Origin of the sequence: Ectothiorhodospira shaposhnikovii, from assembly GCF_022227765.1 — a bacterium.
Taxonomy (GTDB): domain Bacteria; phylum Pseudomonadota; class Gammaproteobacteria; order Ectothiorhodospirales; family Ectothiorhodospiraceae; genus Ectothiorhodospira.
This window is the reverse complement of sequence record NZ_JAJMLZ010000008.1, coordinates 80,386-99,919: the sequence shown is the minus strand read 5'-3', so window position 1 is coordinate 99,919 and position 19,534 is coordinate 80,386. Positions and strand designations below refer to the sequence as shown.

General features: G+C 64.5%; 14 protein-coding genes and 1 pseudogene. 14 read left to right on the top strand and 1 reads right to left on the bottom strand.

The window, feature by feature from the left end; all coding sequences use genetic code 11:
• Positions 1–35: 35 nt before the first annotated feature.
• From LQD11_RS12130 to LQD11_RS12090, 9 genes and pseudogenes are all read left to right on the top strand, one after another.
• A complete protein-coding gene (locus LQD11_RS12130; protein ID WP_008932403.1) occupies positions 36–548 on the top strand; it encodes a Na+/H+ antiporter subunit E in 513 nt (170 codons plus the stop codon).
• Position 549: 1 nt separating this feature from the next.
• Positions 550–825 carry an MrpF/PhaF family protein gene (locus LQD11_RS12125; protein ID WP_238617779.1) on the top strand — a complete coding sequence of 92 codons (276 nt, stop codon included), beginning with the start codon at positions 550–552 and terminating at the stop codon, positions 823–825.
• On the top strand, positions 822–1,121 hold the full coding sequence (locus tag LQD11_RS12120; protein WP_008932405.1) for a cation:proton antiporter: 300 nt from the start codon (positions 822–824) through the stop codon (positions 1,119–1,121). The genes LQD11_RS12125 and LQD11_RS12120 overlap by 4 nt, the downstream gene beginning before the upstream one ends.
• A gap of 28 nt (positions 1,122–1,149) precedes the next feature.
• Positions 1,150–2,099, top strand: a pseudogene (locus LQD11_RS12115) (hydrogenase subunit MbhD domain-containing protein).
• On the top strand, positions 2,089–2,409 hold the full coding sequence (locus LQD11_RS12110) for an NADH-quinone oxidoreductase subunit K (protein WP_238617778.1): 321 nt from the start codon (positions 2,089–2,091) through the stop codon (positions 2,407–2,409). The pseudogene LQD11_RS12115 and the gene LQD11_RS12110 overlap by 11 nt, the downstream one beginning before the upstream one ends.
• 1 nt (position 2,410) lies before the next feature.
• The gene (locus LQD11_RS12105) at positions 2,411–3,865 is read left to right on the top strand and encodes a complex I subunit 5 family protein (protein ID WP_238617777.1); all 1,455 of its coding nucleotides are present in this window, start codon (positions 2,411–2,413) and stop codon (positions 3,863–3,865) included.
• A 1-nt stretch (position 3,866) separates the two neighbouring features.
• Positions 3,867–5,408: a complex I subunit 5 family protein gene (locus tag LQD11_RS12100; RefSeq protein WP_238617776.1), complete on the top strand. Its 1,542-nt coding sequence runs from the start codon at positions 3,867–3,869 to the stop codon at positions 5,406–5,408.
• Positions 5,405–7,132, top strand: coding sequence for a complex I subunit 5 family protein (locus LQD11_RS12095; protein ID WP_238617775.1), 1,728 nt, complete (start codon positions 5,405–5,407; stop codon positions 7,130–7,132). Before LQD11_RS12100 ends, LQD11_RS12095 begins: the two co-directional genes overlap by 4 nt.
• A 69-nt stretch (positions 7,133–7,201) precedes the next feature.
• Positions 7,202–9,661 carry a methyl-accepting chemotaxis protein gene (locus LQD11_RS12090; RefSeq protein ID WP_238617774.1) on the top strand — a complete coding sequence of 820 codons (2,460 nt, stop codon included), beginning with the start codon at positions 7,202–7,204 and terminating at the stop codon, positions 9,659–9,661.
• On the opposite strand, the gene LQD11_RS12085 is transcribed toward LQD11_RS12090, so the two are convergent.
• Positions 9,607–10,098 (bottom strand): peroxiredoxin, encoded by a 492-nt coding sequence (locus LQD11_RS12085; protein ID WP_238617773.1) that lies wholly within the window; start codon positions 10,096–10,098, stop codon positions 9,607–9,609. The genes LQD11_RS12090 and LQD11_RS12085 overlap by 55 nt on opposite strands.
• 142 nt (positions 10,099–10,240) lie before the next feature.
• Here LQD11_RS12085 and LQD11_RS12080 point away from each other — a divergent pair, with 142 nt between their 5' ends.
• The 5 genes from LQD11_RS12080 (at position 10,241) to pstA (ending at position 19,532) form a co-directional block, all read left to right on the top strand.
• Positions 10,241–12,610 (top strand): putative bifunctional diguanylate cyclase/phosphodiesterase, encoded by a 2,370-nt coding sequence (locus tag LQD11_RS12080; protein WP_238617772.1) that lies wholly within the window; start codon positions 10,241–10,243, stop codon positions 12,608–12,610.
• An 87-nt stretch (positions 12,611–12,697) separates the two neighbouring features.
• Entirely contained in the window at positions 12,698–14,068 is a 1,371-nt protein-coding gene (locus LQD11_RS12075; protein ID WP_238617771.1) for a YhjD/YihY/BrkB family envelope integrity protein, read from the top strand.
• Between the two features lie 194 nt (positions 14,069–14,262).
• Positions 14,263–15,234 (top strand): PstS family phosphate ABC transporter substrate-binding protein, encoded by a 972-nt coding sequence (locus tag LQD11_RS12070; RefSeq protein ID WP_276315701.1) that lies wholly within the window; start codon positions 14,263–14,265, stop codon positions 15,232–15,234.
• A 256-nt stretch (positions 15,235–15,490) separates the two neighbouring features.
• Positions 15,491–17,788: an ABC transporter permease subunit gene (locus LQD11_RS12065; protein WP_238617770.1), complete on the top strand. Its 2,298-nt coding sequence runs from the start codon at positions 15,491–15,493 to the stop codon at positions 17,786–17,788.
• A gap of 64 nt (positions 17,789–17,852) precedes the next feature.
• Complete coding sequence (gene pstA / locus LQD11_RS12060; protein WP_238617769.1) at positions 17,853–19,532, top strand: phosphate ABC transporter permease PstA; 1,680 nt, start codon at positions 17,853–17,855, stop codon at positions 19,530–19,532.
• The last annotated feature ends 2 nt before the right edge of the window (positions 19,533–19,534 follow it).

The following is a 19,534-nucleotide window of genomic DNA, read 5'->3' as shown; positions in this document are numbered from 1 at the left end:
CAGGGTGAATGACTGCATCGGCTACACTTCTTTCCATGTCGGATCGATATCGCCGCCTGGCTCCCTCTCCTCCGCGCCGTTTCCTGGTCACCCTGTCGGCAGCTCTGGTCCTGTGGTGGATCCTGACCGGCGGCGCGCCCGGTGCCTGGGCCATCGGTATCCCGGTGGCCCTGCTGGCTGCCGCCTCGGTCTTTGTCCTGCCGCCGGGGCGGCGCTACCGGCTATCCTTGCGTGGTCTGATGGTGTTCATGGGCTTCTTCCTCTGGCAGTCCTTCGTCGGCGGCCTGGATGTCTCCCGTCGGGCCCTGTCGCCACGGATGCCCCTGGCTCCCGGATTCATCGATTACCCGGTCCGGTTGCCGCGGGGGCCGGCACTGACCTTCTTCATGAACGTGATCGGCCTGCTTCCGGGCACCCTGAGCGTGGGGCTGCATCGACGCCGCCTTCAGCTCCATGTGCTGGATGTGGGGATGCCGCTGCATGCTTCCCTGTCCCGGCTGGAAGATCGGGTGGCGGCGCTCTTTGGTCTGCGGCTGGAGGCTTCGTGACATGACCGTGTTCTGGCTTTTCTGCGCCCTGTTCCTGCTTTTCACCGTTGCCGTGGGCATGGTGCGGGTACTGTCCGGCCCCACGCCGGGAGACCGGATGCTGGCGGCCCAGCTCTTCGGCACCGCCGGGGTGGCCATCCTGCTGCTGCTCTCCCTGGCCATGGAACAGCCGGCCCTGGTGGACGTGGCCCTGGTCTTCGCCCTGCTGGCGGCGGTGGCCACGGTGGCCTTCGTCAGACAGCGGGGTTTGCCACGGCAGGGGGGAGATCAGGCATGATGGGTCAGGTCATGGATGCCGTCAGCATGGGATTGGTGCTGATGGGGCTTGTGTTCTTTGCCGCCGGCAGCATCGGCATGCTGCGGTTCCCGGACGTCTATACCCGGCTCCATGCCCTGACCAAGGCCGACAATCTGGGGCTGGGGCTGGTGGTCGCGGGGGTGGCCCTGCAAGTCGGCAGCCTGCCCCAAGTGTTCAAGCTGATCCTGATCTGGGGCCTGGTGCTGGCGGCCGGCGCGGCCGGGTGCCATCTGGTGGCCCAGCGGGCCCGCCGGCGGGAATCCCATCGGCTCTGACTTCCCTGTTCGTTCATGCGACCACGCGATGCCTGAAGAGATCACCACCTGGTTTTTGATCGGTTTTGATGCCCTGCTGGTCCTCACCCTGCTGGGGGTTGCCTGGCGTCTGCTGGCGGGCGGGGATCTATTCCGGTCCGTGGTCCTGTTCATTGCCTTCGGTTTGCTGCTGTCCCTGGCCTGGGTGCGTCTGTCCGCCCCCGACGTGGCCCTCGCGGAGGCCGCCATCGGTGCCGGCGTTACCGGTGCCCTGCTGCTGGTGGCCCTGGGACGGTTGCGGCGTCTGGAAACCCGGGTCTTCGGGGGAGGAAAAAAGCGATGATCCGGCATCGCTCCGCACCGGCCCTGGTGCCCTTGATGAGCCTGGCCCTGGCTGGGCTGCTCCTTGTTGCCGTGCTGGATCTACCGTCACAGCCCGGGCTGGTCGAACCGGTGGCCGGCGCCATGGACCGGGCCGGTGTGGATCATCCGGTCACGGCGGTGCTGCTCAATTTTCGCGCCTACGACACCTTCCTGGAACTGGCGGTGCTGTTGCTGGCCGTGCTGGCGGTCTGGTCCCTGGGGCGTCGTGATCCGATTCCGGCCCGACCGGTGCAGGGGCCGGTGCTGCACGGCACCCTGCGTCATCTGATCCCGGTGGCGGTGGTTACCGGGGGCTATCTGGTTTGGGTAGGCAGCAGCGACAGCGGCGGCGCCTTCCAGGGCGGGGCCGTGCTGGGGGCCGCCGGCGTCATGTTGATGTTGTCGCGTCCCCGCGAGCTGCCCATGCTGCCCGCGCCGCTGCAGCACCTGGGTCTGGCCCTTGGGGTCTGTGTTTTCCTGGCGGTGGGCACCGCGGGTCTGCTGGCTGGTCACGGCTTCATGGGGTATCCCCCCGCCTGGGCCTACCCGTTGATCCTGGGTATCGAACTGGTCGCCGCCCTCTCCATCGCCCTGACCCTGGTGCTGCTGTTCCTGGGAGGGCGCCATGGCCACTGAGCCCGTCAGTCTTCAGATCTACCTCGCGTGTGGCACCCTGCTGTTCGTGATGGGACTGCATGCCCTGGTGGTGCGTCGTCATCTGCTGCTGAAGATCCTCGCCATCAACATCATGGGTTCCGGGATATTCATGGTCCTGCTGGGAGTGGCCGCCGGCGGTGATGGCGGAGTGGATCCGGTACCCCATGCCCTGGTCATTACCGGCATCGTGGTGGCACTCAGCGCCACGGCCGTGGCGCTGGTGCTGATGCTCAGGGTGAAGGCGGCCACCGGCCTGGCGCGATTGCCCCGGTCCGGGCCGGAGGACTGACATGCCGCTGGCCGCTGTCATGGCAGACGTGCTCCTGGCTCCCTGGCTGGTGATCCTGCCCCTGGCGGGTGCCTTGCTGGCGGGACTGTGGCCTGCCGCGGCTCGATGGTGGGGGCTGCTGACGGCGCTGCTCACCCCGGTCATGGCCCTGCTGCTGGCCCTGCAGGTGCATGCCCAGGGTCCCGTGATCCTGGATCTGGGAGGCTGGGCACCGCCCCTGGGTATCACCCTGGTGGTGGACGGCCTGGCCAGCCTGATGGTGCTGATGACCGCCGGGGTGGGGCTGGCCATCAGTCTGTATGCCCTGGGCTACCTGGGCGGAACAGACCGGGGCCGCTGGTTCTGGGTCCTCTGGCTGTGGCTGTGGGCGGCCATGAATGCCCTGTATCTGTCCGGGGATGTGTTCAATCTCTATGTCACCCTGGAACTGGTGGTGCTGGCGTCGGTGGCCCTGGTGGCCCTGGCCGGCGGTGCCGCCCCCCTGGTGGCGGCCATGCGCTACCTGCTGGTGAGCCTGCTCGGATCCATGGCCTACCTGATGGGGGTGGCCCTGCTCTACGGGGCTTATGGCACGCTGGATCTGCAGGGGTTGGGTGCCCAGGTGGTACTGTCGTCGGCCCCCATGCTGGCGGCGGTGCTGATGACCGTGGGGTTGCTGGCCAAGTCCGCCCTGTTCCCGCTGCATGTCTGGTTGCCCCCCGCCCATGGCAGTGCCCCGGCGCCGGTCAGCGCGGCGCTTTCGGCCCTGGTGGTCAAGGTGTCCTTCTATCTCATCCTGCGGCTTTGGCTGACGGTCTTCCCGGCATTGCCTCTGTCGGGGCTGGATGTGCTGATGGGGGCGCTGGCCGCCGGGGCGGTGCTCTGGGGCGGCCTCATGGCGTTGCGGGCCCCTCGGCTCAAGCAGGTGGTGGCCTATTCCACCGTGGCCCAGGTGGGCTATCTGTTCCTGCTGTTTCCGTTTCTCCGGGCGCATCCGGAGGGCTGGAAGGCGGTGGTCTTTTTCGCGGTTGCCCACGGGGTGGCCAAGGCCGCCGTGTTCCTGGCCGCCGGCACCCTGCAGCGGGCGGCGGGTCACGACCGGCTGGCGGAGTTGGGGGCGGTGATGCGGGGGCGGCTCAAGACCAGTTTTGCCCTGGGGATTGCTGGTGCCGGTCTGGTGGGTTTGCCCTTCACCGGGGGTTTCATCGCCAAATGGCTGCTGGTGCAGACCGCCCTGGAGGCCGGGCTGTGGATCTGGGCCCTGGTGGTGCTGGGTGGCGGGCTTCTGGCCGGTGCCTACGTGTTCCGTCTGCTGGGGCCGGCCTTTGAGCCGGGCCCCGCGGATCGGGGGCGTCCCTTGCCCGCGGTGATGGAATGGGTGCCCCTGGCCCTGGCCCTGCTGACCATCGGCCTGGGGTTTGCCGGTAGCCCGGCCTTGTCGTTGCTGGCCCGAACCCTGGCCGGGGGAGGGGGCTGAAATGGCAACGGGGGGATACATGCTGCTGCTGATTCTCCTGAGCTCCCTGCTGCCCGGGGTGGCCATCTTCTTCCTGCGGGAGCAGCAGTTTGCCCTGCGCACGGCCCTCAACCTGGGGGGCGCCACCCTCAAGTTCCTGCTGATCATTGCCCTGTTGGTGGGAGTGTACCGAGATGGCAAGACCTACAGCCTGAGCGTGAACCTGTTGCCGGGGATCGATCTGGTGCTGGCGGCGGATGCCCTGTCCCTCTTGTTTGCCACCCTCTCGGCGGTGCTCTGGCTGGTCACCACCATCTACGCCATCGGCTACCTGGAGGATTCCCCCAACCGCAGCCGCTTCTTCGGTTTCTTCAGCCTGTGCGTGAGCGCCACGGTGGGGATCGCCTTCTCCGGCAACCTCATCACCCTGCTGATCTTCTACGAGATCCTGACCCTGGCCACCTGGCCCCTGGTGGTACACCGGGGCACGGCGGAATCCTTCCGGGCCGGGCGCATCTATCTGGCCTACACCCTCCTGGGGGGCGCGGTGCTGCTGGGGGCCGTGGTCTGGCTGACCCTGCTGGCGGGTTCCGAGCCCTTTGTCGCCGGCGGTTATCTGCGGCATCTGAGTGCCGACCAGGGTCCGGTTCTGATCATGATCTTTGCCATGCTCATGGCCGGATTCGGGGTCAAGGCGGCCTTGCTGCCTCTGCATAGCTGGCTGCCCCGGGCCATGGTGGCCCCGGCCCCGGTGAGTGCCCTGCTGCACGCGGTGGCCGTGGTCAAGGCCGGGGCCTTCGGCATCGTGCGGGTGCTCAATGATGTCTACGGGGTGGAACTGGCGGCGGATCTGGGGGTGACCCTGCCGTTGCTGCTGCTGGCCATCATGACCATCGTCTATGGTTCGGTGCGTGCGGTGTTTGCCGATGATCTCAAGCAACGGCTGGCCTTTTCCACCGTCAGCCAGGTGTCCTACATCATCCTCGGCGTGGCCCTGGCCGGACCCATCGGTGCCGTGGGGGGGCTGGTGCATCTGGTCCATCAGGGGGTGATGAAGATCACCCTGTTCTTCTGCGCCGGGAATTTCGCCGAGACCCTGGGCATCCATCGGGTGGATGAGATGCGTGGGGTGGGCCGGCGCATGCCCTGGACCATGACCGCCTTCACCCTGGCGGCCCTGGGGATGATCGGCATTCCCCCGCTGGCCGGGTTCATCAGCAAATGGTATCTGGGCCTGGGCGCCCTGGAGGCGGGAATGGCCTGGGTGACCGGCGTGCTGGTGGTCAGCAGTCTGCTCAACGCCCTGTATTTCCTGCCGCCGATCCTGCGGGGCTGGTTCAGTCGCCGGGAGGGGCCGTGGCCCGATGAACGTCACGGGGGACGACGGCTGGAAACCCACTGGATGCTGCTGCTGCCCACGGTGACCGTCGCCGCCATGGCCCTGGGCATGGGGCTACTGGCCTCCCTGACCATCAGTCCCCTGTACTGGGTGACCTTCATCGTGGAATTCGAGTACGGCTACGATCATATCTGGCGCGCCATCTTCGAATGGGAGACGCCATGACCCCGGATCTTTGGCTGCTTCTGATTCCCCTGACCCCGCTGCTGCTGGTGTCTGCCCTGGCGTTACCGGTGGTGGGTCGTCATCTCTGGCGCCTGACCCCGCTGGCGGTGCTGCCGGCCCTGGCGGGTGCGCTGTGGCTGCCGGAAGGGGCATGGGCCTTCTACCCCTGGCTGCTGCTGGGCACGGAACTGGCCCTGGATCCGGTGGGACGCGGCTTTCTGCTGCTCACCGCCCTGCTGTGGGGCGCGGCGGCCGTTTACGCCCAGGGGTATCTGGGGGCAGGTCCGGCCCGGGTGCGTTTCCACGCCTTTTTCCTGTTGGCCATGGCGGGCAACCTGGGGCTGGTGGTGGCGGCGGACGTGGCATTTTTCTATACCAGCTTCGCCCTCATGAGCCTGGCCTCCATGGGGCTGGTGGTGCATGAACAGCGTTTTGAGTCCTGGCGGGCCGGGTGGGTCTATCTGGGCATGGCCCTGATGGGCGAGGTGGCCCTGTTCACGGGCCTGATCCTGCTGGTCCATGATGCCGGCGGGCATGGTCTGGTCCGGGTCTGGGAGCAGCCGCCGGGGACGGCGGCTGTGATCCTGTTGCTGGGTGGCCTGGGAGTGAAGGCCGGGATGGTGCCCCTGCATCTGTGGCTGCCCCTGGCCCACCCGGCCGCGCCCACCCCGGCCAGCGCCGTCCTGTCGGGGGCCATGATCAAGGCGGGCCTGTTGGGCTGGATGCGCCTGCTGCCGCCGGGTAGTGTGCCGGAAGCCCTGGGCACGGTCCTGCTGGTGTTGGGTCTGGTGGGGGCCGGTTATGGGGTGCTGGCCGGGGTGTTCCAGCATCGGGTCAAGACCGTGCTGGCCTATTCCAGCATCAGTCAGATGGGCCTGATGACGGCGGGCCTGGGGGTGGCCATGATGCACCCGGCCCTGGCGCCCGCCCTGATCTCGGCCCTGGTGCTCTATGCCTTGCACCACGGCATCGCCAAGGCCGCCCTGTTCCTGGGGGTGGGCATTGCCCAGCGGGTGGGGCGAACGGCGGCGCTGGCCTGGTTGCTGCTGCCGGGACTGGCGCTGGCGGGGATGCCCCTGACCAGCGGGGCCGTGGCCAAGACCCTGCTCAAGACACCCATGTACGATGCGCCCGTGGATCTGTCCCTGGTGACCCTGTGGCTGTCCACGGCCGCGGCCGGCACCTTCCTGCTGATGCTGCGATTCTGGGTGCTGGCCGCCGGTGGTTCGCGGGAGCCCCGCCCGGTGCCGGTGTCCCTGTGGATGCCCTGTCTGGTGCTGGTACTGGGCACGGTGGCCCTGCCCTGGGTGCTGGCGCCGGAGGATGCCTTCAAGGCCCTGGCCGTCGAGCCTGCGCTGGCGTTGCTCTGGCCGATGGGATTGGGTTTGCTGATCGGCGGCATTGCCCTGTTGCTGGCCCGTTTCCGGGGCTGGACCCTGCCCCGATGGATTCCCGAGGGGGACCTGTGGGTGCCTTTGGAGCGGGGCGGTCAGGGGGTGCTGGGATGGATTTCCCGTACCCCCGGGTTCTGGCACATGCCGGGCGGCGGGTTCACCCTGGCCCTGGTCCATGGGCTGCCCCGGCTTTGGGCGGCATGGCTGGTCCGGGTGGCCCGGGGCGAGCGCCTGCTGCTGCGCTGGGAGACCCTGGGGCTGCTGTTCATCGGTCTGGTGCTGTCGATGCTGGTGGCGATCTATCTGGGGGCGGTCATGGTCATGTCATGAATGGCCGTTAATCTGTCGGGGTTTTTGACAGTTTCCTGCGTCATACTCAAGCCCCGTTCCTGGTGATCCATGAAAATCACGATCCGATTGATGGCCGGAGCCACCGTGCTCACCGGCCTGGCCGTGCTGTTGTCCGCCGTCACCACGAGCCATGTGGCCGACCGCAGTGCCACCCAGGTGATCGAACATGCCATCGGTCAGCAGTTCCAGACGGTGGCGGATGGTCGTCAGGCACGATTGCTGGACGAGATGCAGGGGCTGGAAAATCTGCTGCAGACCCTGGCCCATGGCCGTCTGGTGCAGGATGCGGTTTACGGCTTCATCCGCCCTTTTGCTTCCTACCGCTACGAGGTCGAGGGTGGGTCCACGGAACAGCTGCGGCAACAGGTGGGTCGGTGGTATGAGGATCGCTATGCGCCCTTGTACGCGGCCCGTACCGGGGGCCTGAGCGCGCCCCTGGGAGATTGGCTGGGGGCCATGTCCCACGAGGCCCTGCTGATCCAGCGCTATTATGTGGCCGACAACCCCCATGACCCGGAAGACCTGAAGGCCCTGGTGGACCGCCGTGACGGCAGCATCTACGGACAGCAGCATCTGCGTTATCACCAGAGCTTGCGGGATACCCTTGAACGCCTGGGGTTCAATGACCTCATGCTCATTGATGCCCAGTCCCTGGCGGTGATCTACTCGGTGACCAAGGGGCCTGTCTTCGGTACCTCCCTGCGCCAGGGGCCTTTTTCTGACAGCGCCCTGGGGGCGTTGGCCCGGGGGATGATGGCGAATCGGGGGGCGGACGGGTTTCGCATGGCCCCCTTCGAGGACTTCTCGGGACGCTTCAATGAACCGGTGGTCTTCATCGGCGTGCCGGTCTTTCATGCCGTCTACAGTCCCGAGCGTCCCCTGGGCATGCTGGTGGCGGAGATCCCCGCGGCGCGTTTCACCCAGATCATGACCAATGCCGGTGGTTGGGTACAGGCGGGGCTAGGGGCCACGGGAGAGTCCTATCTGGTGGATGAGCGCCATCGTCTGGTGACCGAGTTGCGGCCCATGCTGGAGAATCGCACGGAATTCCTACGCCGGTTGCAGTCGGTTCGTCCCGACGCCCTGTCTCCGGATTTTCAGCGCGCCGCCGGCCAGGGCCGGATTGCCGGGCACCTGACCTTGGATACCGGCGCGGTCCGCGCCGCGCTGGCGGGGCATGGCGGCATGGGCCTTGAAAAGGATTATCTGGGACGGGACATGTTCATGGCCTGGACCCCCCTGGAGATTGCGGGCCATCGTTTTGCCCTGGTGACCCAGCAGGATCCTCTGGAGATCATGGCGCCATTGACGCAGATGCGGCGGGATCTGAGTGTCGGCGCCGTTTCCGGAGTGATTGTCCTGTCCCTGCTGGCGGCGCTGGCTTCCTGGTGGTTCGCCCGTCTCATCAGCCGCCCGCTGAGGGATCTGGCCCGTAACATCGGCGAAGCCGCCTCCCATCAGGATCTGACCCGTCGTTTTTCCAATGGTCGCCGGGACGAGATCGGCATGATTGCCACTGCCCTGGATGGCCTGTTCCGCGAGTTGGAGTCCTTCGTGGGCGGTATCGTGACCCGGTCGGGGCGTACTGCCGCCCTGGCGGACGGCAATGCCGCCACCAGCGAGCAGTGCCTGTCCTCCGTGCACGACCAGCGGGCCGCCCTGGATGCGCTGGACGCAGAGGCGACCGCCATGGAGTCCGCGACCGATCGTATCGTCGAGCAGATGCAACGGGTTGCCGAATCCGCCTCGTCGGCCACCCGGCTGGCGGAGGGTGGCCAGGCCCAGGTGCGGGACGTGGCCGGACTGACGGATGAACTGGCCCGGCAGGTCACCGAGTCCAGCGCACATCTTCAGGCACTGCAAGTGGCTGCCGGGGATATCGATTCCGTGCTCACCACCATCCGCAAGATAGCCGAACAGACCAATCTGCTGGCCCTGAACGCGGCCATCGAGGCGGCCCGGGCGGGAGAGCAGGGGCGTGGCTTTGCCGTGGTGGCGGAACAGGTACGCGGTCTGGCCGCCGATACCCGCGAGGCCACGGGGCGCATCCAGGGCATGGTGGAGCGTTTGCACGGCAACATGCGGGAGGTGGTGGATGCCATGGAAAACGAGCGGCAGACCGCCGAGCGCTGTGTGACCGAGACCGGCGAGGCGGTGACGGCGCTGGTATCCATCGGGCAGGCGGTGGAGGCCATCCGCCATGTGACCGAACAGGTCTCCGGGGATACCGACGTGCAGCGCGGCAAGACCCTGAGCATGCGCCGGCGTCTGGAGGTTTTGCTGCGGGAGGCCAATCAGACCGAGCTGGCCATGGCGGAGCAGGCCGCGGCTGCCCGGGAGCAGAAGCAAGTGGCGGCGGAGCTGGATCAGGCGGCAGGGTGTTTCAGGATTTCATCGCCCCACGGAGCGTCGCCCCAGGCATCGTCCGCCCCGCCGGTGGCGGGGCCGATCCCTCAGCCCCGGTCGAGGGCCTTGAGGACGGCATCGGCGGCACTTTCCACCACCTGACGGGGCTTGTCCACGCCGATCCACTCCAACCGGCCGTTGTCGATGATCATGGCATAGCGCCGGGAGCGGACCCCCATCTGACTGCCGGTGGCATCGGATTCCAGTCCCACGGCCCGGGTGAAGTCCCCATTGCCGTCGGAGACCATCATGATCCGGTCGCCCACTGCATGGATGTCGGCCCAGGCATCAAGGACGAAGATATCGTTCACCGCCAGGCACAAGAGGCGCTCGATGCCGGCGGCCCGCAGCTGCTCCGCCTTGTGGATGAAGCCGGGCAGATGAACACCGGAGCAGGCGGGCGTGAAGGCGCCGGGAACGGCGAACAGGGCGCTACGGTAGCCACTGAAGAGTTCCGTGGTGGTGATGGGGTGGTCACCTGCCGGTGTCATCACGCGCAGGGTGATCTCGGGGATCTGATCGCCGACCTGGATGGGCATGACGGGCGCTCCTTGAATCAATCCGGGTGGGGCAGTGTAGCCGCTCGTTGAGTAATAGATAAGTATTCACGGGATTGTGCTACAACCTGATCATGTTCACCGGCTCCACCCATTCCGTGACGATGCACAAACGAGGCAGTTCATGTCGGTAACGCAGCAGAGGATCGTCAACCCGCCGGAACTGATCCTGTTCGGGCTCTGGGTGCTGATCACCTTTCTGCTCGGCCTGACAGCATGGTTGCTTGAAGGCGGCGCCAGAGTAGTGATCCTGGATATGCTCCATTGGACTTCCGCCTTTGCCCTGTCGCTGGCCCTGGCATGGCGGGGCATGCGCCTGGCGGCCACGCACGATGCGGATGTGCTGTTCTGGCTCGTTCTGGGGGCGGGGCTGATGCTGGTTGGCCAGTTGGTCTGGAATCTGCAGGTGCTTGCCGGCTGGAATCCTTTTCCCTCCCTAGCCGATGTCCTGTTCCTGGCGGTGGGTCCCCTCTGGATGATCGGACTGATGCGCGCATTGAAGCTGCATCTGCCCGCGGACCGTTTCCATTCCGCGATGCTGGACATCTGCGGAATGGTATTTGCCCTGCTGGCGCTGGTGCTCACGCTCTATGTCCCCCATGGAGAGGAGATTTCCCTGATTGCCCTGCTGGTGCTGGTCTTCTATCCGGTCAGTTTTCTCAGTGCCGCCTTCTTTGCCCTGTTGATGATCCCCGGCATGGCCCTGCGCATGGCGCCGGCCCATCTGCTGCTGATGGTCGGTATCACCGCCTATGGGCTGACCTGGATGCAGTGGAATCTGATGGTGCTGGATGGCCAGCTGCAGGCGGGCATGCTATTCAACATGGCCTTTGGCGTCAGTGCTTTGTTGTTGGGCCTGGGTGCCCGTTTCTGGCGCATCGAGGTTCGACAGGAGCCGGGATATCTGAATGCCTGTGAGAGGGTCATGAATCATGTGCCCCTGCTTGCCATGTTGCTGGCCCTGGCGTTGCTGTTCCATTTCTTTTATGCCTTGACTGAAACGGGGTTTGAGCGAGGCATCATTTTCGTCTGCTGTTTGCTGACGCTGCTGCTGGTGGGGGTGCGCCAGACGCATATGTTAGAGGTGCTGGAGCGCCTGCGTCAGGCGGAAACGGCCATTTTGCAGAATCAGGAGCAGATGTTCCGGCTGGCTCATTATGATGCCCTGACTCATTTGCCAAACCGACTGTTCTTCGAGAACCAGATGGAACACGCCTTGCAAATGGCGGCTCGACGCCATGATCGAGTGGCCTTCATGCTGGTGGACCTCGATCATTTCAAGCAGATCAATGACATTTACGGCCACCGCACCGGAGACATGTTGTTGTGTGAAGCCAGCGCCAGGATCAGTCGTTCGCTGGATGATCGGTGTACCCTGGCCCGCATGAGCGGTGATGAATTCATGGTGATGGTGGAACAGTGCCGATCCAGAACGGAGGTTGCACAGCTGGCCGAAGGGATTCTGCAGGGGTTTTCCAAGCCATGCCTGGAAAGCGGCAGAGAGCCGCATTTTGTCACTGCGAGTATCGGCATCAGCCTGTACCCGGACGATGCTTCCACCGTGATGGAATTGGTCCGAAACGCAGACTTGGCGCTGAATCAGGTGAAATCCAGCAATCGCAACAGTTACTGCTTCTATTTGCAGGAATACACGCTCATCGCCCGTAAGCGCCTGGAATTGAGCACCCTGCTGCATCGTGCCCTGCCGGAAGGACAATTCCATGTTCTGTATCAGCCGCAAATGGATGCGGCCGGGCGGCTTGTGGGGGCAGAGGCATTGTTACGGTGGACCGTGCATGGCCAGCCGGTTTCGCCGGAGGATTTCATTCCCCTGGCCGAGTCCACCGGACTGATCGTACCCATCGGGGAGTGGATCTTCCGGTCTGTCTGTCGGCAGTTGAGGCAATGGCGGCAGGGTGGGGTAGAGATCGGAGCCGTCTCCATCAATATTTCGGCGGTACAGCTACGCCGACCGGAGCTTGCCCGTCAACTGCTGGACATCGCACGGGAGGAAGGCACTTCTCCTGATACCATCATGCTGGAGGTGACCGAATCGGAAATGCTTGATGACGAGGTCATCCCCACCGTGGTGGCCTTGCGGGAGGCCGGATTCGGCCTGTCCATCGATGATTTCGGCACCGGGCAGTCGTCCCTGGTCAAACTCAAGAAACTGCCGGCGGGTGAGTTGAAGATCGACAAGGCCTTTGTACGCGACATTGCCCACGACGAAGGGGATCGTCAGATCTGCGCCATGATTCTGGCCCTGTCCCACGCGCTGGGCCTGACGGTGGTGGCGGAAGGGGTGGAAACGCCGGAGCAGTTTCGACTGCTCCGTGGCATGGGCTGCCATCGCTTTCAGGGATGGCTGTTTTCTCCCGCGGTCGAGGCGGATGCATTGGTAATGGCAATTCCGGGCCTGATGGCTGGACTTCCCGGAAATGATGCCGGAAATACCCCGATCACCGATGGGGCCGCGTCTTGTGACACTGTTTGAGATGCACCGGGCCTTATCTCACATGTGACAGCCTGCTCCCGCGCGGCCTATCATGGTGTCATGCGTATTCTGCAAAGGAGCCGATCGGTGAAGATTGCGGACTATCCCGAGCACCTGAGAAAACTGGTGGAGCAGGGTGACCTGCGACGCATGCCCCGATCCCAGGCCCGGGCGGTGGGTGCGGCGCGGGCGGTCATGAGCATCGGCCGGGAAGTCTCCGCCGGTCAACTCAACCTGCATGCCATGAGCCTGGTCTATACCAGCCTGCTGTCGGTGGTGCCGTTGCTGGCCCTGTCCTTTTCCGTGCTCAAGGGGTTTGGTGCCCACAACGCGGTGGAACCATTCCTGCTGATGGTGTTGGAGCCCCTGGGCGAGCAGGGAGAAGAGATCGCCGCCAACGTGGTGGGCTTCGTGGATAACATGCGGGTCGGGGTGTTGGGTTTTATCGGCCTGATCTTCCTCTTTTTCACTGTGGTCGGTCTGATCCAGAAGGTGGAGACGGCCTTCAATTACATCTGGCATGTGACCTGTCCGCGCGGTTTTGCCCAGCGGTTCGCCAATTATCTCAGCGTGATCCTGGTGGGGCCGGTGCTGATCTTCTCCGCCCTTGGCATCACGGCCTCGGTGATGGCCACGGATGTCGTACAGAGGGCCATGGACTATGGTCTGGTGGGGGAGTCGGTGGCGTTGTTGAGTCGCCTGGTGCCGTATCTGCTGGTGACGATGGCCTTCGCCTTCATTTATGTCTTCGTGCCCAATACCCGCGTGAAACCGCTGCCCGCGCTGACGGGGGCGCTCGTGGCCGCGCTGCTCTGGCAGACCACCGGCTGGGGCTTTGCCTCCATGATGGCCGGGTCCACCCGGTACGATGCCATCTATTCCGGATTTGCCATCGTCATCATGGCGCTGTTCTGGCTGTATCTGAACTGGCTGATCCTGTTGGTGGGCTCCCATGTGGCCTTCTATGTGCAGAATCCCGGCTATCTGCATGTGGCCCAGGGGGTGCCGGTCAGACTCTCGGGGGATCTGCAGGAGCGTCTGGCCCTGAGGGTGATGCGGCTCACCGCGGAACGTTTCTATCAGGGCGAGGGGCCGACGCCAAGGATACAGATGGCCCGGGACTTCAATCTGCCCGAAGAGGCCCTGGCGCCGGTGCTGGAGGCGCTGAAGCAGGCCGGTCTGTTGGTGGCGGCGAGGAAAGAGGACGCAACCTATGTGCCGGGGCGGGATCTGGAACGGATCAGTTTGAAGGAGATCCTGGATTCGGTGCGCGGCTATGGCAGTTCATTGCTGGATGACGGGCTGCCCGGTGAGGATCGGCGGGTGGACCGGGTATTGAGGGAGCGGGACGAGATGCTGCGGGAGCGCCTGGGCGGCATGACCTTGAAGGCGCTGGTGACCGATGAGGGATCGGTACGGGGCGATAAGGATGGTGCCGGGGACGTGAAGCAACCCTGACCCATCGGGGCCGCGCCCGTTCGTGGACAGGCCCGCTCCTGCGGGTCTGTGTCCAGGACGGGTCTGTCACCAAAATGTCATGCTCTCTTCACAAACCTGACACCGCAGGTTTTCATACTGCCTCACGTCAAGACGGTAGGTAGCCCTTGCGGGCTTCTCGACACACGCACACCCCTGTCCAGAGGAAATCAATGATGAACCTGAAGAAGGCCCTTGTCGCCGGCGTGGCCGCGGCCCTGATGGTTTCCGCGCCCGCCATGGCGGATCGCGTCGACCCCAACCTGCCCGACTACCAGCGCGTCTCCGGCATCTCGGGCAATCTGTCCTCCATCGGCTCCGATACCCTGAACAACCTCATGACCCTCTGGGCCGAGGAGTTCAATCGCTTCTATCCCAACGTCAACATCCAGATCCAGGGTGCCGGCTCCGGCACCGCTCCGCCGGCCATCACCCAGGGTACCGCCAACTTCGGCCCCATGAGCCGTGCCATGCGCTCCTCCGAGATCCAGGCCTTCGAACAGGCCCACGGCTATCCGCCCACGGAAGTGGGTGTGGCCATCGACATGGTGGCGGTGTTCGTGAACAAGGATAACCCCATCCAGGGCATGTCCATTCCCCAGGTGGACGCGGTATTCTCCGCCACCCGCCGCTGCGGCCATCCCGAAGACATCACCCGCTGGGGTCAACTGGGTCTGACCGGTGCCTGGGCCAACCGCGACTTCACCCTCTACAGCCGTAACGCCGTCTCCGGCACCTATGGCTTCTTCCGTGAATTCGCCCTTTGCGGGGGTGACTTCAAGCCCAGCATCAACGAGCAGCCTGGTTCCGCCTCCGTGGTTCAGGGCGTGACCGAGTCCATCAACGGCATCGGCTATTCCGGCATCGGCTATCAGACCGCCGGTGTGCGCGCCATTGCCATCGGCAAGGATGAGTCCCAGCTCTTTGAGCCCACGGCGGAAAATGCCGCCACCGGTGACTATCCGCTGGCCCGTCAGCTGCTGGTCTACGTGAATGCCCACCCCAACCGGGGCATGGCGCCGCTGGAAAACGAATTCGTCAAGCTCATCCTGTCCAAGCAGGGGCAGGAAATCGTGTTCCGTGACGGCTACATCCCCCTGCCGGCCTCCGTGGCCGCTCAGGTGCGCGAGCGCGTCGGTGTGAAGTAAGCGGTCCTTGCGATCGACTGCAAACCGGCCCCGGCGAGGTATCGCCGGGGCCGGTTTTTTTGTGCCTCGCTTCCGTCACTCCCGTCACTCCCGCGAAAGTGGGAGCCCAGGCCTTTCAGTCCACCACTGGATTCCCGCCTTTGCGGGAATGAAGACATGCGTGCCTTTCATGAAATATGACAGTCCGTAACCATACTGTCACTTTCATGGGTTACCGTGCGCGCAAAGTGCAATCCCTTCGGACGGCGATTTCCCCATGACTGATGCATCCATCACAGCCCCGGGCAAGGACAGCAGGCCGTCGGCCACGCTGCTCCCCAGCGGTGAAAAACGTGCACGCCTGCGCAAGTGGCGCTATTTCAAGGACGGTGTGTCCCGCTATGGCGTGGGTGCCGGCGGTATCGGGGTGGTGTTCGCCCTGGGTCTGATCTTCGTCTACCTCTTTTACGAGGTTTTCCCGCTGCTGGTGCCGGCGGATGTCTCCGTCGAAAGCACCTACCAGCTCCCCGGTGATGCCGACGCCGATACCCTGTTTCTGACCCTGGAGCGCTATCAGGAACTGGGGGTGCGCTTTTCCGACCGCGGTATCGCCACCTTCTTTGAAACCGGCGATGGCCGCGTCCGCGCCCAGGCGGCCATGCCCATTCCCGAAGGGGTGGCTGTCACCAGCTTTGCCCATGGCGAGGCTCGCCAGCGACTGGTGGCCTATGGCCTGTCGGACGGCAGCGCCATCATCGGCCGCCATGCCTATGACCTGAGCTATCCGGATGACATCCGTTACATCACGCCCAAGGTGGATTTCCCTCTGGGGGATGACCCGGTGGTGGTGGACCCCCAAGGCAGGGCCCTCACCCAGATTGCCGTCCAGGAAGGCCCCCAGGGTTTCGTGCTGGCGGCGCTCACCGAAGACAACCGTCTGCTCATGAGCCGGGTACGCAGCACCACCAACCTCTTCACCGGGGCCGTGGACGTGCGGCGGGACTCTTTCCAGTTGCCGTCTCCACCCGGTAACACCCGGCAGATCCTGGTGTCAGGGGATCATCGCAGCGTCTTCGTTGCCGATGACCTGGGACAGCTCCATTACTACGACATCTCCGTGCCGGCCAATGCCCGTCTGGCCGATTCCGGCCGGGTGGTTCCCCAGGGACATCAGATCACGGCCATGGACTTCCTGGTGGGCACCCTGTCCATCATCGTCGGTGGGTCCGACGGTTCGGTGTCCCAGTGGTTCCTGGTGCGGGATGAGCAGAATCTTCATCACTTGACCCTGGTACGGGAGTTCGAGCCCCATGCCGCGCCCATCACCGCCATCACGCCGGAACTGGCCCGCAAGGGATTCTATGTGGGAGATGCCTCCGGTGTACTGGGCATTCATTACGCCACCTCCCACCGGACCCTGCTCAAGCGTCAGGTGACCGATGGTCCGATCCTGGACATCGGTCTGTCACCGGTGAATCGGGCCATGCTGGTGAGGGACGAGGCCGACAACATTTTGTTCCTGGACCTGCGCAATCCCCACCCGCAGGCTTCGTGGCAGGCTCTGTGGAGCCGGGTGTGGTACGAGGGGCGCAGTCAGCCCGAATTCATCTGGCAGTCCTCCGGCGCCACCGATGATTTCGAGCCCAAGTTCAGCCTGATTCCCGTGACCCTGGGTACCCTGAAGGCCGCCTTCTTTGCCATGCTGTTCGCCACCCCCCTGGCCATCATGGGTGCGATCTATACCGCTTATTTCATGCAGCGCCACCTGCGCACCGTGGTCAAGCCCACGGTGGAGATCATGGAGGCCCTGCCCACCGTGATTCTGGGCTTCCTGGCGGGCCTGTGGCTGGCGCCGTTCATCGAGTCCCATCTGCCGGCGGTGTTCAGTATCCTCATCCTCATGCCCCTGGCCATGCTGGCGGCCGGCTTCGCATGGACCCGCGTGCCCATGAGCGTGCGCCAGTACGTCCCCCTGGGCATGGAGATCCTGGTGTTGGTGCCGGTGATCCTGTTGGTGGGCTGGCTGTGCGTCGCCGCCAGTCCCCTGATGGAGGTGCTGTTCTTCGGCGGCAGCATGCGTCAGTGGTTGACCGACGTGGGCATTACCTACGACCAGCGCAATGCCCTGGTGGTGGGGATCGCCATGGGTTTTGCCGTCATTCCCACCATCTTCTCCATCGCCGAGGATGCGGTGTTCAACGTGCCCAAGCACCTGACCCAAGGTTCCTTGGCTCTGGGCGCCACCCCCTGGCAGACGGTGGTGGGCGTGGTGCTGCCCACCGCCAGCCCCGGTATCTTCGCCGCCGTGATGATGGGCTTCGGTCGGGCCGTGGGCGAGACCATGATCGTGCTGATGGCCACCGGCAACAGCCCGGTGATCAACTTCAACATCTTCGAAGGCATGCGCACCCTCTCGGCCAACATCGCCGTGGAACTGACCGAGACCGCCGTGGGCAGCACGCACTACCGCATCCTGTTCTTCTCCGCCCTGGTGCTGCTGATCCTCACCTTCGTGGTGAACACGGCGGCGGAGATCATCCGCCAGCGCCTGCGTCAGCGCTACAGCAATCTGTAGGCCGGGGAGGGCATGACATGATGATTTTTCTGGAACTGGACCGGAACATGCCGGGAACAAGCAAATGACTCTCAAGAACTGGTTCAAGAGCGGCAGCCCCTGGGTCTGGCTCAATGCCGGCGCCATCGCCATCAGCATGATCATGGTGGTGGGCCTTTTGGCCCTCATCCTGGTGCGCGGTTTCTCCCACTTCTGGCCCTCGCCGATCCTGATGACGGATCTGATCACCCATGACGGTCGCGAAATTCGCATCGTTGGCGAACTGTCCCGCTCCCAGGTGCTGCCGGCCCAGGTACTGCGGGATGCGGGGGTGCCCATCGATGACGATATCCAACTGGTCACCCGTCACCTGATCAAGCAGGGTAACCGGGATGTCTGGGGGCGGGACTTCGTCTGGTATCCGGAAATCGGCATGAGCCAGTGGTCCTATCCGAGAGATGTCATGCGCCTGGAGCGGCGTGAATGGGGCGATTTCTACGGCTTCCCCGTGCGCATCCTGGAACAGGGCCGCACCGTGGCGGAAGGAGACCAGCTGTGGCCGGAGCTGCAGCAGCGCATTCGCCGCGCCAACGATATCTTTGATGAAATCCGCCGCATCGAGCGACGGGAGATCGGCAACGTCAATCACCGCATGGAGCGGGTGCGTCTGAGCGAGCGGCGCCTGGACCTGCAACTGCGTGAAGGCCGCATCACCGTGGCCGAGCGGGATCAGGGCATGGCGGCCTTGGCCGCCCAGCGCCTGGTACTGGACCAGGAATACGCCGTGCTGCAGGAGCAGCTGGACGCGCTGTACAAGGACGTGCGTCGCGACACTCTGGTGACGCGGGTGATGGATGGTCGGGAATGGGAAATTCCCATGGCCCAGATCATTCGCGCCATCCAGCCGAACGACATGAATGTGTTCAGCAAGATCGGCCTGTATCTCAAGCAGTTCTGGGAGTTCATGAGCGGCTATCCCCGTGAGGCCAACACCGAGGGCGGCATTTTCCCGGCCATTTTCGGTACCGTGACCATGGTGTTCATCATGTCCATCATCGTCACTCCCTTCGGTGTGCTGGCGGCCATCTACCTGCGGGAATACGCCCGCCAGGGGCCGCTGCTGCGGGTGATTCGCATCTCCGTGTACAACCTGGCGGGGGTGCCCTCCATCGTCTTCGGGGTGTTCGGCCTGGGCTTCTTCGTCTATTTCATGGGCGGGGCCATTGACCGCAACTTCTATCCGGAGGCCCTGCCGTCGCCCACCTTCGGCACGCCGGGTCTGATGTGGGCCTCCTTCACCCTGGCCCTGCTGACCCTGCCGGTGGTGATCGTGGCCACGGAGGAGGGGTTGTCACGGATTCCAAGCACCATCCGTCACGGCAGTCTGGCCCTGGGTGCCACCAAGGCGGAGACCCTGTGGAAGGTGGTGGTACCCCTGGCCACGCCCGCCATGATGACCGGCCTGATCCTGGCCATCGCCCGGGCCGCGGGCGAGGTGGCGCCGCTGATGCTGGTGGGGGTGGTGAAGCTGGCTCCGACCCTGCCCATCGACGGTAACTTCCCCTTCATTCATCTGGAGCGCAAGATCATGCATCTGGGCTTCCACATCTTTGATGTGGGCTTCCAGAGTCCCAACGTGGAGGCGGCCCAGCCGCTGGTTTACGCCACCGCCCTGACCCTGGTGGTCCTGATCGTGGTGCTGAACCTGACCGCCATCAGCATTCGCAACCATCTGCGCGAGAAATATCGTGGCGAGTCGGATTGATC